The 16,424-nt window shown below is 65.4% G+C and carries 13 protein-coding genes; 7 read left to right on the forward strand and 6 right to left on the reverse strand.

Features of this window, described 5'->3' with window-relative positions:
* Nucleotides 1-249: 249 nt before the first annotated feature.
* From aroQ to AC1VNY_RS26980, 7 genes are all read left to right on the forward strand, one after another.
* Nucleotides 250-723, forward strand: coding sequence for a type II 3-dehydroquinate dehydratase (aroQ, locus tag AC1VNY_RS26950; protein WP_482407474.1), 474 nt, complete (start codon nt 250-252; stop codon nt 721-723).
* Between the two features lie 52 nt (nt 724-775).
* Entirely contained in the window at nt 776-1,267 is a 492-nt protein-coding gene (accB, locus tag AC1VNY_RS26955) for an acetyl-CoA carboxylase biotin carboxyl carrier protein (RefSeq protein WP_028344934.1), read from the forward strand.
* Nucleotides 1,268-1,291: 24 nt separating this feature from the next.
* On the forward strand, nt 1,292-2,650 hold the full coding sequence (gene accC, locus AC1VNY_RS26960) for an acetyl-CoA carboxylase biotin carboxylase subunit (RefSeq protein ID WP_482407475.1): 1,359 nt from the start codon (nt 1,292-1,294) through the stop codon (nt 2,648-2,650).
* Nucleotides 2,651-2,749: 99 nt separating this feature from the next.
* A complete protein-coding gene (locus AC1VNY_RS26965) occupies nt 2,750-4,279 on the forward strand; it encodes a sensor histidine kinase (RefSeq protein ID WP_482407476.1) in 1,530 nt (509 codons plus the stop codon).
* Nucleotides 4,276-4,716, forward strand: a complete 441-nt coding sequence (locus AC1VNY_RS26970) for a response regulator (protein ID WP_076860123.1) — start codon at nt 4,276-4,278, stop codon at nt 4,714-4,716. Before AC1VNY_RS26965 ends, AC1VNY_RS26970 begins: the two co-directional genes overlap by 4 nt.
* The gene (locus AC1VNY_RS26975) at nt 4,713-5,807 is read left to right on the forward strand and encodes a sensor histidine kinase (RefSeq protein ID WP_482407477.1); all 1,095 of its coding nucleotides are present in this window, start codon (nt 4,713-4,715) and stop codon (nt 5,805-5,807) included. Before AC1VNY_RS26970 ends, AC1VNY_RS26975 begins: the two co-directional genes overlap by 4 nt.
* Before the next feature lie 203 nt (nt 5,808-6,010).
* Complete coding sequence (locus tag AC1VNY_RS26980; RefSeq protein ID WP_482407478.1) at nt 6,011-6,646, forward strand: hypothetical protein; 636 nt, start codon at nt 6,011-6,013, stop codon at nt 6,644-6,646.
* A gap of 25 nt (nt 6,647-6,671) precedes the next feature.
* On the opposite strand, the gene AC1VNY_RS26985 is transcribed toward AC1VNY_RS26980, so the two are convergent.
* From AC1VNY_RS26985 to AC1VNY_RS27010, 6 genes are read right to left on the reverse strand one after another with little or no spacing between them, the layout of a single operon-like run.
* Nucleotides 6,672-6,998 (reverse strand): BA14K family protein, encoded by a 327-nt coding sequence (locus AC1VNY_RS26985; RefSeq protein WP_482407479.1) that lies wholly within the window; start codon nt 6,996-6,998, stop codon nt 6,672-6,674.
* A gap of 11 nt (nt 6,999-7,009) precedes the next feature.
* Complete coding sequence (locus AC1VNY_RS26990; RefSeq protein WP_482407480.1) at nt 7,010-7,318, reverse strand: hypothetical protein; 309 nt, start codon at nt 7,316-7,318, stop codon at nt 7,010-7,012.
* 8 nt (nt 7,319-7,326) lie between these two features.
* Nucleotides 7,327-8,799, reverse strand: a complete 1,473-nt coding sequence (locus tag AC1VNY_RS26995) for an efflux transporter outer membrane subunit (protein ID WP_482407481.1) — start codon at nt 8,797-8,799, stop codon at nt 7,327-7,329.
* A complete protein-coding gene (locus AC1VNY_RS27000) occupies nt 8,800-12,084 on the reverse strand; it encodes an efflux RND transporter permease subunit (protein WP_482407482.1) in 3,285 nt (1,094 codons plus the stop codon). It lies immediately after the preceding gene.
* Between the two features lie 3 nt (nt 12,085-12,087).
* Complete coding sequence (locus AC1VNY_RS27005) at nt 12,088-15,195, reverse strand: MdtB/MuxB family multidrug efflux RND transporter permease subunit (protein WP_304500061.1); 3,108 nt, start codon at nt 15,193-15,195, stop codon at nt 12,088-12,090.
* Nucleotides 15,192-16,421, reverse strand: coding sequence for an MdtA/MuxA family multidrug efflux RND transporter periplasmic adaptor subunit (locus tag AC1VNY_RS27010; protein ID WP_482407483.1), 1,230 nt, complete (start codon nt 16,419-16,421; stop codon nt 15,192-15,194). Before AC1VNY_RS27010 ends, AC1VNY_RS27005 begins: the two co-directional genes overlap by 4 nt.
* Between the last annotated feature and the right edge of the window lie 3 nt (nt 16,422-16,424).

A 16,424-nucleotide genomic window follows, 5' to 3' on the forward strand; every position in this document is an offset into this window, starting at 1 on the left:
CCCGCATCACGCCGGTGGATGGCGGGCCGGAGCGCCCGCCGAAGGCAGCTTCCGCAAGATTTGGTTAATCAGCATTTTCCGTAGGTTAGGGCGACCATCTAACAGGGCGGAGGAAGTTGTTGAAGACGTTCCCATTTCACCTAAAGACTTCCCCTTCGGCCGGTTGTTACCTATAACCCCGCCCACTCCACCCCTTGTCGGATCCCCTCTCGGAACCTTTGGCCGGACCCCTTGGCAGGAAACTCTGGAATGGCTGCTGCCGGAACGATCTATGTGCTGAACGGCCCGAACCTCAATCTGCTGGGGACGCGCGAGCCGGAGACCTACGGCCATGCCACCCTCGCCGATGTCGAGAAGCTGTGCGCGGACACCGCGCGCCAGTTCGGGTTGACCGCCGACTGCCGGCAGTCCAACCGCGAGGGTGAATTGATCGACTTCATCCATGAGGCCCACGCCAGGAAGGCGGTCGGCATCATCATCAACGCCGGTGGCTACTCTCATACCTCGATCGCGCTGCATGACGCGCTGGTCGCGGTCAAGATCCCCGCGGTCGAAGTCCATGTCAGCAATATCCACGCCCGCGAAAGCTTCCGGCACCACTCGTTCACTGCTAAAGCCGCCTTCGCTTCACTTTGCGGCTTCGGCATCGACGGCTACCGGCTTGCCATCATCGGCCTCGCCACCAGGATCGGCGTCAAGATCGACGCCAAGCCAAAGACTTAATCGTCAATCCTGACGTTCCCCGTCACCAGACAGAGATTTTGGATCACAGAGCATGGCGCGCCAGCCAGACGACAAATCAGCCGCAAAAAAGAACGACTCCAAGAGCGACGACAGCGTCCTCATTCGCGAGCTCGCGCTGCTGCTCGCGGAAACCAATCTGACCGAGATCGAGATCGAGCGCGCCGGCCTGCGTGTCCGTGTCGCGCGCAACATCAGCATCGCGGCGTCGGTGCCCACCGTGGCAAGCGTTGCCGCACCGTCCGCAATGGCTGTCCCGGTGGCTACGGCTGCGACCGATCTCGCCAAGCACCCGGGAGCCGTGCCCTCGCCGATGGTCGGCACCGCGTATTGGGCGCCCGAGCCGGGCGCCAAGCCGTTCATTGAGATCGGCACCAAGGTCTCCGCCGGCCAGACGCTTCTGATCATCGAGGCGATGAAGACGATGAACCAGATCCCGTCGCCGCGCGCGGGCACCGTGACGCAGATTCTCGTCGAGGACGGCCAGCCGGTCGAATTCGGCGAGCCGCTCGTCATCATTGAATAGCTTCCGTCAACACCAGGCGCTGCGATGTTCGACAAGATCCTCATAGCCAATCGCGGCGAGATCGCGCTTCGCGTGCTGCGCGCCTGCAAGGAGCTCGGCATCTCGACCGTCGCGGTGCATTCCACCGCCGACGCCGACGCCATGCATGTGCGGCTCGCCGACGAGAGCGTGTGCATCGGCCCGCCGCCGTCGAAGGATTCCTATCTCAACGTGCCGGCGCTGCTCGCGGCCTGCGAGATCACCGGCGCCGACGCCGTGCATCCGGGTTACGGCTTCCTGTCCGAGAACGCGCGCTTCGCCGAGATCCTCGCCGACCACAATCTGGGCTTCATCGGACCGAAGGCCGAGCACATCCGCCTGATGGGCGACAAGATCGAAGCCAAGAAGACCGCCAAGCGCCTCGGCATTCCCGTGGTGCCCGGCTCGGACGGCGCGGTGACCTCGGAGGTCGACGCGCTCGCCATCGGCAGGGACATCGGATTCCCGGTGCTGGTGAAGGCGGCGGCCGGCGGCGGCGGCCGCGGCATGAAGGTCGCCCATACCGAGGCTGACCTCGCGCTGGCGCTCTCGACCGCGGCCAACGAAGCCAAGTCGGCATTCGGCGACGCCGCGGTCTACCTGGAAAAATACCTGCAGAAGCCGCGCCACATCGAGATCCAGATTCTCGGCGACGGCAGCGGCGGCGCCATTCATCTCGGCGAGCGCGACTGCTCGCTGCAGCGCCGTCACCAGAAGGTCTGGGAGGAAGGCCCCTCGCCCGTGCTCGCGGCGGCGGCGCGCGCCAGGATCGGCGAGACCTGCGCCAAGGCGATGCGGGACATGAAATATCTCGGCGTCGGCACCATCGAGTTCCTCTACGAGGACGGCGAGTTCTATTTCATCGAAATGAACACGCGCATCCAGGTCGAGCATCCCGTCACCGAAAGCATCACCGATATCGATCTCGTGCTGGAGCAGATCCGGATCGCCGCCGGCGGCGACCTTCCGGCCAAACAGGACGACATCGCGATCATCGGCCACGCCATCGAGTGCCGCATCAATGCGGAGAACCCGCAGACCTTCCGTCCCTCGCCCGGACGGATCACGCAATTCCATCCGCCTGGCGGCCTTGGCGTGCGGATCGATTCCGCCGTCTATCAGGGCTATGTGATCCCGCCCTATTACGACTCGCTGGTCGGCAAGCTGATCGTGCACGGCAAGACCCGCGGCGAATGCCTGATGCGGCTGCGCCGGGCGCTGGACGAGATGGTGGTCGACGGGATCGAGACGACGCTGCCGCTGTTCCGCGCGCTGGTGCGCGAGCCCGACATCATCGAGGGCGACTACCACATTCACTGGCTGGAGCAGTACCTCGCCGGTCAGCCATCCGACGCCGCAAAATAGTTCGGAACTCCGTGGAACCCAGTCCTTCCTCAAACGTACTATAGGGTTATTGGCTTTCCACGGGGACGCGTTGAATCCCACTCCCACAGCGAGATCGTCGTGACGCTCGATTCACGACGCCGGTCGACGTTACAGATCCTCCTGCTGTCGGCGGGATTTTTCGTGCTGGTCGCGGTCAGTGTGGCGTCGGTCGTACTGGTCAACAAGGCGCGTGAAGACAACGCCTGGGTGATTCACACCGTCGAGACCGAGAGCCAGGTTGCCAATCTGCTGCTCGACATCAGGCGCGCCGAAAGCGCGACCCGGGCGTATCTGCTGACATCAGCACCGCAATACCTGTCCGAGTACCAGGCCGCTGCGGCGGGACTCCCGGCCGCGCTCGGTCATCTCCAGATGATGACCGTCGACAATCCGGCGCAGGTCGCCAATGCCGCGAAGCTCAAGGCCGCGGTCGAGCAGCGCCTCGCCGAGTTCGCCCTCAGCATCGAGCGCGTCAAGAACAACGACGCGGCGACCAGCATCGACATCTTGCGCAAGGGCACGTCGACCGATGCGTTGGAGGCGATCGCCCGGATCGGCCGCGACATGCGCGCCGAGGAGGATCGGCTGCTGGCGGTACGCACCGCGACGGCCGACAAGACCCAGGTGCTGGCCTCCTCCGTCACGATCGCCGGCTCCTGCATGGTGCTGGCGCTTGCCGCTCTCTCGGTGGTGCTGCTGCGGCGATCGTCGCGGGCGCGCGACGACGCCGAGGCCAGGCTGCGCGACAGCAACCTCAATCTCGAAACCATCGTCGACGAACGCACCTCCGACCTGCGCGAGGCCAACGAGGAAATCCAGCGCTTCGCCTATATCGTCAGCCACGATCTGCGCTCGCCGCTGGTCAACATCATGGGCTTCACCAGCGAGCTCGAGGAACTGCGCGGCGACATCTTCAAGCGGATCGCCACGCTCAATCGCGCGGCGTCGCTGGCGCCGGCGATGCCGGAAGACGCGACCGATGTGGCCGAGCCCGAGCTCGAAGGCTCCGACAAGCAGCTATCCGACGATTTCAACGAATCGCTCGGCTTCATCAAATCGTCGATCGCCAAGATGGACCGCCTGATCAGCGCGATCCTCAATCTCACCCGCGAGGGCCGCCGCGAGTTCAGGCCCGAACGCGTCGATCTGCGCGAGCTGATCGATGGCATCGTCAAGACGGTGGCTCACCAGGCCGTCGAGGCCAACGCGACCGTCGAGGTCGGCGCGTTGCCCAATATCGTCAGCGACCGCCTCGCGCTGGAACAGATCTTCTCCAACCTGATCGACAACGCACTCAAGTACCTCAGGAACGGCGTTCCCGGCGAGATTTCGATCGAGGGCCGCACCAAGCTCGGCTTCGCGATCTTCGAGGTCACCGACAACGGCCGCGGCATCGATCCGAAGGACCATCAGCGCATCTTCGATTTGTTCCGTCGCGCCGGAACCCAGGACAAACCCGGTCAGGGCATCGGGCTTGCCCATGTCCGCGCACTTGTGCGCAGACTGGGCGGCACCATGTCGGTAGCATCGGAACTTCACAACGGCAGCACCTTCACGATCACGCTGCCTATCAATTGGTCAGGCAAGAATCGGGACAAAGTGACATGAGTGATCCAGTCACCATCATCATGATCGAGGACGACGAGGGCCATGCCCGCCTGATTGAGCGGAATATCCGGCGCTCAGGTGTCAACAATGAGATCATCCCGTTCACCAACGGTACAGAGGCCGTCAACTACCTGTTCGGCAAGGACGGCAGCGCCGTCGAGCGCAAGGGCCAGGCCCTGCTGATCCTGCTCGATCTCAATCTGCCCGACATGACCGGCATCGATATTCTGAAGCGGGTCAAGGAGAACAAGTATCTCAAGTCGACGCCGGTGGTCGTGCTGACCACGACCGACGACTCCCAGGAGATCAAGCGTTGCTACGAGCTCGGTTGCAACGTCTACATCACCAAGCCGGTGAACTACGAAAGCTTTGCCAACGCCATTCGCCAGCTTGGCCTGTTCTTTTCCGTGATTCAGGTGCCGCCGGCTTCCGTATGACCAGCGCAACGCCGACACTGCTCTACATCGACGACGACGCGGCGCTGGCGCGCCTGGTCGAACGCGGGCTGACGCGCGCGGGCTACAAGGTCGTGCACGCCGCAAGCGGCCAGGAAGGCCTCGACCGGCTCGCCCAGGGCGGCATCGACGTCGTCGCGCTCGATCAGTACATGCCCGGCCTCGACGGGCTGGAGACGCTGGAGCAGATCCTCAAGATACCGGACGCTCCGCCGGTGGTGTTCGTCACAGCGTCGCAGGATTCGGCGATCGCCGTCACCGCGCTGAAGGCCGGCGCGGCGGACTATCTGGTCAAGGACGTCAGGGGCGAGTTCATCCCCCTGCTCCAGGTCGCCGTGAACGGCGCGATCCGGCAGGCCGCGCTCCAGAAGGCGCGCGACGAGGCCGAGGCCGAGGTGCACGCCTCGCGCGACCGCTATGCCGCGCTCGCCGCCGAGCGTGAGGTTCTGCTCCGCGAGGTCAACCATCGCGTCGGTAATTCGCTGCAGATCATTGCCTCGCTGCTGCATCTGCAGGCCAACTCCGCGGCCCAGCAGGATGTGAAGGCAGCGCTGACCAACGCGATGGGGCGCGTCGCGGCCGTCGCGCAGGTGCACCGCCGCCTCTACACCTCGCACGACTTCAAGACGGTGATGCTCAACCAGTATCTCGAGGCACTGCTCGAGGATCTCCGGCGATCGGCCGAAGGCAACAAGATGTCGCGGCTGACCTTGAAGGCCGACCCGATCGAGATCGATCCCGACCGCGCGGTCGCGATCGGGATCATCGTCAACGAGCTGGTGATGAACGCCGTGAAGTACGCCTATCCCGACGGCGCCGGCCCGATCCATGTCGAGCTGAAGCCGCAGGGCGACGATCTGCAGCTCGCGATCGGCGACGACGGGGTCGGTTTTTCCGACAAGGCCGATCCGCGCGGCACCGGCATGGGCCAGCGCATCGTCAGCGCGATGGCCGCCAAGCTCGATGCCAGCGTCGAGCGCGACCCCGGCCACAAGGGCACCCGCTTCGTGGTGCGGTTCGCCCGCGTCAGCCCGGCGCTCGACAAATCGACAAGCGCCGCCGCCGCCAGCTAATGCCGCAAATTTCGGCAAATTCGATTGATTTGTCTGGTTCGCTTTAACGGCTACGTCATGCTGTTGATGGATCACGGCCCGCCGAGCCCGACCGGTTAAGAAAGTTCTGGGCGTCCTTTGCGATGCTTGTGCCGACTGCTTGGCAGGAGCGGCACGCGATGTTCGGGCGCAGGCCAGTTTTTGGAAAGAAGCAAGAGACGACCTTGGGCGAGCTCAAGGAGACCGCGCGTCCGGCACCGGGCGCCGACGGCGCGACGCCCGCTTTTCACAAGCAGCAGTGGGATCACCCACTGATCGGGTCGATGCTGCGCGATGCGGGCTTCGCGCCTGACGACGAAGCCGGCATCGTGCCGACGGCCGACAATCGCCTCGCCGTGTTCGCTGCGGCCAGCAAGCGATTGCAGGATCGTACCGAGACCTTCAACCGCGACATGACTGCGCGCCACGGCCACTGCCACGCGGTGCCGTTCCTGGTCATCGACCAGAAAATCTGGGATGGACCGCATGGCGCGTTTCTCTACGCGCAGATGGGGCTGATCGGCTACGACGAGTGGAACGTGATCATGCTGGCAGGAGACCCGCAGACCACGGCGTCATGCGGCCTCGCAGGCCATCCCGGCTTCCTTCCATCCGTGACGCAAGTCATGACCGAGCATGTGATCGCGTGGAAGGCGCGGCACAACGCCCTGCTCGAGACGTACGGAATCACCGCGACCGGTGGCCGGGAAATCTCGCATGAACAATACGAGATGGAAAAGGACACCCTGCGCAACGAAATCATCGACAAGGCCGGCTGGATGAAGCCGCGCATCATCGACGAGCTCTTGCGCAAGGCCTAGAGGCATCAAGCCTCTCCGAAGCGCCTCACTCGTGCCTGCCGCGGTGCCGGCGTGCGCGCTGCGGACGGCAGTCCTGACACGGTGCGCCAAACACAACCTGCGACGGATAGGGCCGCGCCGAATGCCACGGCGTCGAGCCGAACAGGCCGGCCGCACCGAAACCTGCGCTGAAGGGATCGGCTGCGAAATTGCCGGGGAAATAGCCGTTGGTTCGAAAATCGCGATCGTCGTCCCTGCCGTCGAAATACGCGCCGCCGGTGCTGCCGTAGCGCAACGACCGCTGCTGGGCCGACGCCGCGGCTACGCTCAGCGCGATGGCGGCGCAGGCGATCAGTCCTCTCATGGCGATCATGGCCGAAACCCTCATTGCGGAAGGGTGCCCCAATCGCCCTTCCAGGCGATCAGGCGTCCCTTGCCGAATTGCAGATAGAGCCCGTCGCTGCGCCTCGACAGCACGCTGCCCCTGACATTGGGCAGCGCGACGAACAATTCATTGCCCGGCGTGCCGCGCACGTAGTTCAGGGGAACGCCGAGCGACTGGCTGGCCTGCTCGGCGCTCATGCCGAAGGCGAGCGGAACGCTGTTGGGTGGCCGTTGCTGCGCGCGGGACGCGCCGTTCAATGCGCCAAACCCGATGACAAGGGCAACGAGGAGTGTCGCGAAACGCTGCATGGCTGACCTCATGGCACCGCCGCCGCCAGCGTACCGGCGGGCGTCCAGCCGCCGCCGAGCGCCTGGAACAGGCTGCTCGCCGCCAGCAGCTTGTTGAGCCGGACCGTAACCAGATTGTTTTCGGCGGTGAATAGCGTCTGCTGGGCCTGCAGCACCGTGATCAGGTTGACCGTGCCGCCGCGCAACTGCGTCTCGGCGACCTCGAACGCCTTGCGCGAGGCGGCGACGACGTCGGACTGCAGGCGCTCCTGCAATGTGTACTTCTGCAACGCGATCAGCGCCTTCTCGACATCGGCGAAGGCCGACAGCACCGCCTTGCGATAGGCCTGCAGGTTTTGCAGCTGCTGGCCCTTGGCGAGCTTGAGCTGGCTCTCCAGCAGGAAGCCGTCGAACAGCGGCTGGGTCAGCCCGGCGGCGAGCGTGTAGTACCAGGCGCCCGGCGCAAACAGCGAGGCCAGCGCCGCGCTCTGGAAGCCGGTGGTGCCGGTCAACTGAATCTGCGGAAAGAACGCCGCGCGCGCCGCGTCGACGCTGAAATTGGACGACGCCAGCTGCGCCTCGGCCTCGCGGACGTCAGGCCGCTGGTAGAGCAATTCCGACGGCAGTCCCGGCGTGACGCGCGGCACCGCGATCTGCGTGGTGGACCCGCCGCGCACCTTGAAATCGGCCGGCGCGCGCGCCACCAGCACGGCGAGCGCCGCGATGTTCTGCCCGACCGTCACCTCGAGCGGCGGGATCGCCGCGCGCTGCGTGGCGACCAGCGCCTCCTGCTGCGACAAATCGAGCTGCGAGGCGGTGCCGCCGGCGAATTGCGACTTGATCAGCGCAAGGATGCGCTCGGCCGCCGCGAGGTTGCGGCGGGTGACCTTGATCTGATCCTGCGCCGCCAGCAGCTGGAAATAGGTGTTGGCGACCGTCGCCATCGTGGTCAGTGCGACCACCTCGCGATTGTAGCGCGCGACGGTCGCGCTCTCCTCCGAGGCCGACAGCGTCGCGCGGTTCTTGCCCCAGAAATCGACGATGTAGCTTGCGCTCAGCCCCAGGCTGTATTGCGAGAAAGTGCCGCTGGTACCGAACGACGAACTGGACCCCGTTGCCACACGCTGACGCTCGGCATTCGCCGATCCGGAGATGGACGGCAGCAGCGCGGCGCCGGACACGCCGACCTGGGCGTCGGCCTGCACGATCTGGGCGATCGCCACCGCGATGTCGAGATTGTAGAGCTGCGCGGATTCCATCAGCCCGGTCAGCTCGGGCGAGCGGAAGCCGCGCCACCAGGCGAGCGCCGGAACGGCCGCGTCGGCATCGCCCTTGGCCGCAGTCTTGTAGCTCGCCGGCACTTCGAGGCTGAGCTCGGGCTTCTCCGCCCCGGGAATACAGCCGGACAGACCGAGGCTGAGGCCGCCAAACGCCGCCACGCGCAGAAACCGGATCGGCTTGCGCATCAACTGAAGATTTCGCAACGCTGCACCTGTCGGCATTTACTCGCCCGGTTGAAGTGAGGAGCCCGACATCCGCGGCGCGCCGTCGCGGCGGAGGCGCTGGGCCCACAGGCGGAACCGGTCGAGATAGAGGTAGATGACCGGCGTCGTGTAGAGCGTGAGGACCTGGCTCAGGATCAGGCCCCCGACGATGGCGATGCCGAGCGGCTGCCGCAGCTCGCCGCCATCGCCCATGCCGATCGCCAGCGGCACCGCCCCGAGCAGCGCGGCCATCGTCGTCATCATGATCGGGCGGAAGCGCAGCAGGCAGGCCTCCCGGATCGCCTCGAGCGGCTCCAGTCCGCGCCCGCGTTCCGCCTCCAGCGCAAAGTCGATCATCATGATGGCGTTCTTCTTCACAATGCCGATCAGCAGGATGACGCCGATCAGCGCCATGATACTGAACTCGGTCTTGAATGCCATCAGCGCCAGCAAGGCGCCCACACCCGCCGAGGGCAATGTGGACAAGATGGTCAGCGGATGGATGTAGCTCTCGTAGAGCACGCCCAGCACGATGTAGATCGCAACCAGCGCGGCCAGGATCAGGAACGGCTGGTTGCTCAGCGAGTCCTGGAACGCCTTGGCGGTACCCTGGAAGGTGCCGCGGATCGTGGCCGGGACCCCGATCCGGTTCATGGTCGCCTCGATGCTGCCGACCGCCGTGCTCAGCGACACGTTCGGCGGCAGGTTGAACGAGATGGTGTTGGCGACCAACAGACCCTGATGATTGACCGCAAGCGGCGTCGCGCCCTGCTTGAACGCTGCAACTTCCGACAGCGGGATCATGGTCTCGCTGCTGGTGGAGACGGCCGATCCGGTCGAGGCCACGCCCTTCCCGGTCGAACCGATCGAATTGGTGGCCTGGTTGCGCGCAGCCTGGGCGTTGGCCGCACTGGCCGCGCTGGAGTTGCCCGGCGCGACGACCGTGCCCGCCACCGCGTTGGTCGATTGCGACCCGCCGACCGATCCGCCGGACGTGCTGATATAGACGTCCTTCAGCGTCTCCGGATTCTGCCAGTAGCGCGGCGCGACCTCCATGATGACGTGATACTGGTTGCGCGCGACATAGATTGTCGACACCTGCCGCTGGCCGAACGCGTCGTAGAGGGTGTTGTCGATCTGGCTCACCGTGATGCCGAGCCGGGCCGCGGCGTCGCGGTCGATCACGAGATCGGATTCCAGGCCCTTGTTCTGCTGGTCGCTGTTGACGTCGGCGAGATCAGGATCGCGTTGCAGGGCCGCCGCGATCTTCGGCGTCCATTCATTGAGCTCCTCCAGCGTCGATCCCTGCAGCGTGTACTGATACTGCGCGTTCGAGGCCCTGCCCCCGACCCGGATGTCCTGCACCGCCTGCAGGAACAGGCTCGCACCCGGCACCACCGACATCTCGCGGCGCAGCCGCGCGATCACGCCGTCGGCGCCGATCTTGCGCTCATCGAGCGGACGCAGCGAGACGAACACGAAGCCGGAATTGGTCTGCCCGCCGCCGGTGAAGCCGACCGCCGTCTCCACCGCCGGATCGCGCTTGATGATGCCGACGTACTGCGCGAGCTTCTGCTGCATCAGCTGGAACGACACGCTCTGGTCGGCCTGGATCGAGCCGACCAGCCGGCCGGTGTCCTGCTGCGGGAAGAAGCCCTTCGGGATCACGTCGTAAAGATAGAAGTTGAGGCCGAACACCGCCGCCAGGATCAGCATCACCGAGAGCGGATGTGCCAACGCCGCGGTCAGCGTCCTGCGGTAGAAATTCAGCATCGCCTCGAAGAAGCGCTCGCTCGCCCAATAGAGCCGGCCGTGGCCGCCGGCGTCCGGCTTCAGCAGCACGGCGCACATCATCGGCGTGGTCGCCAGCGAGACCGCGAGCGAGATCAGGATCGAGATCGAGATCACCATCGCGAATTCGCGGAACAGCCGCCCGACGATGCCGGCCATCAGCAGGATCGGGATGAACACCGCGATCAGCGAGATGCTCATCGACAGCACGGTGAAGCCGACCTCGTTGGCGCCCTTCAGAGCCGCCTCGAGCGGGCTCAGCCCTTGCTCGATGTAGCGGGTGACGTTCTCCAGCACCACGATGGCGTCGTCGACCACGAAGCCGGTCGCGACCGTCAGCGCCATCAGGGAGAGATTGTCCAGGCTGTAGCCGAACAGGTACATCGCCCCGAAGGTCGCGACCAGCGACACCGAGACCGCCACCACCGGAATGAAGGTGGCGCGCGCATTGCGCAGGAACGCGAACACCACGATGATGACCAGCAGCACCGCCAGAACGAGGGTTCGTTCGACGTCCCGGAGCGAGGTGCGGATGGTGGTCGAACGGTCGACCGCAAAGCCGATGTCGATCGCCGGCGAGACCGATGCCTGCAGCTGCGGCATCAGCCCCTTCACGAGGTCGACGGTCGAGATGATGTTGGCGTTCGGCTGCCGGTATAGGATGATCAGAACCGCCGGCTTGCCGTTGGCGAGCCCGGCATTGCGGAGGTTCTCGACGCCGTCGGCCACCTCGCCGACGTCGGAGAGATGAACCGGCGCGCCATTGCGGTAGGCCACGATCAGCGATTTGTAGTCGTCGGCCTTGTTGGCCTGGTCGTTGGCGTAGACCTGGTAGCGCTGGTCGCCGACGTCGATGCCGCCCTTGGGGCTGTGGGCGTTGGCGCTCGACAGCGCCGCGCGGACGTCTTCCAGGCCGATGCCGTATTTGTAGAGCGCCTGCGGGATCAGATCGACGCGCACGGCCGGCAGCGAGCTGCCGCCGACCACCACCTCGCCGATGCCCTCGACCTGCGACAGCTTCTGCGCCAGCACTGTGGAGGCGGCGTCGTAGAGATCGCCGCGCGTCAACGTATCCGACGTCAGCGTCAGGATCAGGATCGGCGCGTCGGCAGGATTGACCTTGCGGTAGGTTGGATTGCTGCGCAGGCTGGTCGGCAGGTCGGCCCGCGCCGCATTGATCGCGGCCTGCACGTCGCGCGCCGCGCCGTTGATATCGCGGTTCAGCCCGAACTGCAGCGTGATGCGGGTCGAGCCCACCGAGCTCGACGACGTCATCTCGGTGACATCGGCGATCTGTCCGAGATGGCGCTCGAGGGGACTTGCGACCGTGGTCGCGACATCCTGCGGGCTGGCGCCGGGCAGCGTCGCCTGCACCGAGATGGTCGGGAAATCCACCTGCGGCAGCGGCGACACCGGCAGCTTGAAGAACGCGACGATGCCGGCCGCCGCGAGCCCGAACGTCAACAGCGTCGTTGCGACCGGCCTACGGATGAAGGGCGTTGACGGATCCATGGCTCAACGCGACCCGCTCGCCTCGCCGATCTCGTCCGCCCGCCCGGCAAACCGCAGCGCGAGGCGATCGAACCAGAGGTAGATCACCGGTGTCGTGAACAGGGTCAGCAGCTGGCTCACCAGGAGGCCGCCGACGATCGAAATGCCGAGCGGATTCCGCAGCTCGGACCCCGCGCCGCTGCCGAGCATCAGCGGCAGCGCGCCGAGCACCGCAGCCATCGTCGTCATGATGATCGGCCGGAACCGCAGCAGGCAGGCCTGGTAGATCGCCTCCCGGGGCGGCTTGCCCTCGTTACGCTCGGCGTCGAGCGCGAAGTCGATCATCATGATCGCATTCTTCTTCACGATGCCGATCAGGAGGATGATGCCGATGATCGCGATGATGGTGAGATCCTGGCCGGCCATCATCAGCGCCAGCAGCGCGCCGATACCCGCGGAAGGCAGCGTCGAGAGGATCGTCAGAGGATGGATGAAGCTCTCATAGAGCACGCCGAGCACGATATAGACCGTGATGATCGCGGCCAGGATCAGGAACAGCTGGTTGGACAGCGAGGACTGGAACGCCAGCGCCGCACCCTGGAAGCTCGTGATCATGCCGAGCGGCTGGTTGATGTCGGCCTGCGCCTGCTTGATCGCCGTCACCGCCCCTCCAAGGGAAGCGCCGGGCGCCAGGTTGAACGAGACGGTCGCAGACGGGAACTGGCCGAGATGCGAGATCTGCAGCGGCGCGGTCTCCACCCGCATCTTGGCCATCACCGACAGCGGCACCGGCGTCGAGCCCACCGATGACGGCAGATAGATCGACGACAGCGAATCCAGCGAAGTCTGCAGCGACGGATCGGCTTCCAGGATCACGCGGTACTGGTTCGAATTGGTGAAGACGGTCGAGACGATGCGCTGACCGTAGGAATCGTACAGCGCGTTGTCGATCGTCGCCGGCGTGATGCCGAACCGCGCAGCCTGGTCGCGGTCGATGTCCACGAACACCGAGAGCCCCTGCGCCGAGATGTCGCTGGTGACGTCGCTGAGTTCGGGTAACTCCCTGAGCTTGTCGACCAGCTTCGGCGTCCATTCCGCAAGCTCGTTCGGATCGGCGTCCTGCAGGATGAACTGGTACTGCGTCCGGCTCACCGTGCCTTCGATGGTGAGGTCCTGGACCGGCTGCATGTAGAGCGTGATCCCGGTCAGCGCCGCCGTGCTCGCCTTGATCCGGTCCATGATCGTCGAGACATTGGCCTTGCGCTGCTCATGCGGCTTCAGATTGATCAGGATGCGGCCGCTGTTCAGCGTGGTGTTGGTGCCGTCGACGCCGATGAACGACGACAGGCTCTGCACGTCCGGATCCTTCAGGATCGCGCTCGCGAGCCGCTGCTGCCGCTCGGCCATCGCCGCATAGGACACCGATTGCGGCGCCTCCGAGATGGCCTGGATCACGCCGGTGTCCTGCACCGGAAAGAAGCCCTTGGGAATGACGACGTAGAGCAGCGCCGTCAGGCCAAAGGTGGCGAGCGCGATCAGCAGCACGAAGGTCTGGCGATCCAGCACCCAATTGAGCATCCGGGCGTAGATCGCGATGACGGCATCGAAGCCTTCGCGGCTGAGCCGCTGGAAGGTGTTTTCCCGCGCCATGGCCTCCGGCTTCAGCAGCTTTGCGCAGGCCATCGGCACCAGGGTCAGCGACACCACGGCGGAGATCAGGATCGTGACCGACAGCGTGATGGCGAATTCGCGGAACAGGCGGCCGACGACGTCGCCCATGAACAGCAGCGGGATCAGCACCGCGATCAGCGACACCGTCAACGAGATGATGGTGAAGCCGATCTGCTCGGATCCTCGCAGCGCCGCCTCGAGCGGCGACTCGCCCTCCTCGATGTAGCGCGAGATGTTCTCGATCACGACGATGGCGTCGTCGACCACGAAGCCGGTCGCGATCGTCAGCGCCATCAGCGACAGATTGTTCAGGCTGAAGCCGAACAGATACATCGCGCCGAGCGTGCCGACCAGCGAGAGCGGCACCGACAGGCTCGGGATCAGCGTGGCGCGGGTCGAGCGCAGGAACACGAAGATCACAAGCACGACCAGGATCACGGCAAGCGACAGCTCGTATTCGACGTCACGCACCGAGGCCCGGATCGTGACGGTGCGGTCGGTCAGGATATTGAGGTCGATCGCGGCCGGCAGCGTCGCCTGCAGCTGCGGCAGCAGGTCCTTGATGCCCTGCACCACCGAGATCACGTTGGCGCCGGGCTGGCGCTGGATGTTGAGGATGATCGCCGGCGTCTCGTTCATCCAGGCGCCGAGCTTGTCGTTCTGCGCGCCGTCGACGACGTTGCCGACATCGCTGAGGCGGACCGGCGAGCCATTCTTGTAGGCGATGATCAGCGAGCGGTAGTCGCTGGCATTGCGGATCTGGTCGTTGGCATTGATGGTGTAGGCGCGCATCGCGCCGTCGAAATTGCCCTTCGGCGTATTGACGTTGGCGTTGCCGAGCGTGGTACGGAGATCGTCGATGTTGAGGCCATAGGCCGCGAGCTTGCGGATATCGGCCTGGATGCGCACCGCCGGCCGCTGGCCGCCGCTGATGCTGACGAGGCCGACGCCGGGCAGCTGCGAGATCTTCTGCGCCAGCCGCGTGTCGACGAAATCCTGCACCTGCGTCAGCGGCATGGTCTTCGAGGTCAGGCCGAGTGTCAGGATCGGCGCATCGGCCGGATTGACCTTGGCGTAGATCGGCGGCGCCGGCAGGTCCGACGGCAAGAGATTGCCCGCGGCATTGATCGCGGCCTGCACCTCCTGCTCGGCGACGTCGAGCGAGATCGACAGGCCGAACTGCAGCGTGATCACGGACGAACCCGCCGAACTCACCGAGCTCATCTGGGTCAGATTCGGCATCTGGCCGAACTGCACCTCGAGCGGCGCCGTCACCGACGAGGTCATCACGTCGGGGCTCGCGCCCGGATAGAAGGTCTGCACCTGGATGGTCGGGTAGTCGACCTCAGGCAGCGCTGCGACCGGGAGAAATCTGAACGCCAGCATGCCCGACAGCATGATGGCGATCATCATCAGGGTCGTCGCCACCGGCCGCAGGATGAATGGCCGCGACGGGTTCATTTCTTCTGCCCGTCCTCGGACCGCTTGTGGTGGCCGCCTCCGGGATCGGCGCCGTCCTTGCTATCTCCCTTGCCGTCTCCCTTCGCAGCCCCGTTCGCCGTCCCCTTGGCCGCAGCGGCCGGGTTGGCGGCATCGGCAGCGGAGCGCACGACCACCTTGGCGCCTTCGCGCAGCTTGTCGGCGCCGTCGATCACGATGCGATCGCCGGGCACAAGCCCGGACAGCACCTCGACCCGGTCGCCGTCAGTGACGCCGAGCTTGACCGGCCGCACCGAGACCGTGCTGTCGGCATTGACGAGATAGACGAAGGTGCCGGGGACACCGCGCTGGATGCCGGCGGTCGACATCGTCGTCGCATCCTTGTGGGTATCGAGCAGCAGGCGGACGTTGACGAACTGGTTCGGAAACAGCGTGCGCTTGTCGTTCTCGAACTGCGCGCGCAGCTTGATGGTGCCGGTGGTCGCATCGATCTGGCTGTCGAAGGTCTGCAACGATCCCTCGGCGAGCTTGTTGGCGCCGCTGCGGTCATAGGCCGCCGTCGGCAGCACCGCGCCCTCCTTCAACCGCTTCGCGACCGCCTGCAGATTGTCCTCCGGCAGCGTGAACAGCACGCTGATCGGCTCGAGCTGCGTGATCACGACGAGGCCGTTGGTGTCGCCGGGCGTCACATAGTTGCCGAGATCGACCTGGCGCAGTCCGACGCGCCCGTTGATCGGCGACACGATGTGACAATATTGCAAATTCACCTCGGCCGACTTCACCGAGGCGCGATCGGCTTCCACCGTGCCCTGATACTGCGCGACCAGCGCGACCTGGGTGTCGAGCGTCTGATGCGGCACGGCGTTCTGCGCGGCGAGGTTCTGGTAGCGGGTGAGATCGACCTGGGCGCCCTTCAGCTGCGCCTCGTCGCGGGCGAGCTGTCCCTTGGCCTGCGCCAGCGTCGCCTGATAGGGACGCGAATCGATCTCGGCGATCAGGTCGCCCTTCTTGACCTCATCGCCCTCCTTGAAATCGATCTTCATCAGATAGCCGCTGATCTGGCTCCTGATCGTCACGGTCGCGAGCGACGTCACGGTGCCGAGCGCATTCAGGCTGACGCCGATATCGCCCTTGCCGATCGTCTCCGGCACGATCGACATCGGCCCGGCGTTGCGTCCGCCACCGGCCTGCGGCGGCGCGGCCTGCTGCCGCGTCCACCAGACGATGCCAGCAAGCACCGCCAGCACGAG

Source organism: Bradyrhizobium ferriligni, assembly GCF_056837965.1.

What these genes read in the sequence shown, in the direction of transcription:
- aroQ (WP_482407474.1), top strand. Translation starts at nt 250, where the DNA reads ATGGCTGCTGCCGGAACGATCTATGTGCTGAACGGCCCGAACCTCAAT.
- accB (WP_028344934.1), top strand. Translation starts at nt 776, where the DNA reads ATGGCGCGCCAGCCAGACGACAAATCAGCCGCAAAAAAGAACGACTCC.
- accC (WP_482407475.1), top strand. Translation starts at nt 1,292, where the DNA reads ATGTTCGACAAGATCCTCATAGCCAATCGCGGCGAGATCGCGCTTCGC.
- AC1VNY_RS26970 (WP_076860123.1), top strand. Translation starts at nt 4,276, where the DNA reads ATGAGTGATCCAGTCACCATCATCATGATCGAGGACGACGAGGGCCAT.
- AC1VNY_RS26975 (WP_482407477.1), top strand. Translation starts at nt 4,713, where the DNA reads ATGACCAGCGCAACGCCGACACTGCTCTACATCGACGACGACGCGGCG.
- AC1VNY_RS26985 (WP_482407479.1), bottom strand. Translation starts at nt 6,998, where the DNA reads ATGATCGCCATGAGAGGACTGATCGCCTGCGCCGCCATCGCGCTGAGC.
- AC1VNY_RS26990 (WP_482407480.1), bottom strand. Translation starts at nt 7,318, where the DNA reads ATGCAGCGTTTCGCGACACTCCTCGTTGCCCTTGTCATCGGGTTTGGC.
- AC1VNY_RS26995 (WP_482407481.1), bottom strand. Translation starts at nt 8,799, where the DNA reads ATGCCGACAGGTGCAGCGTTGCGAAATCTTCAGTTGATGCGCAAGCCG.
- AC1VNY_RS27000 (WP_482407482.1), bottom strand. Translation starts at nt 12,084, where the DNA reads ATGGATCCGTCAACGCCCTTCATCCGTAGGCCGGTCGCAACGACGCTG.
- AC1VNY_RS27005 (WP_304500061.1), bottom strand. Translation starts at nt 15,195, where the DNA reads ATGAACCCGTCGCGGCCATTCATCCTGCGGCCGGTGGCGACGACCCTG.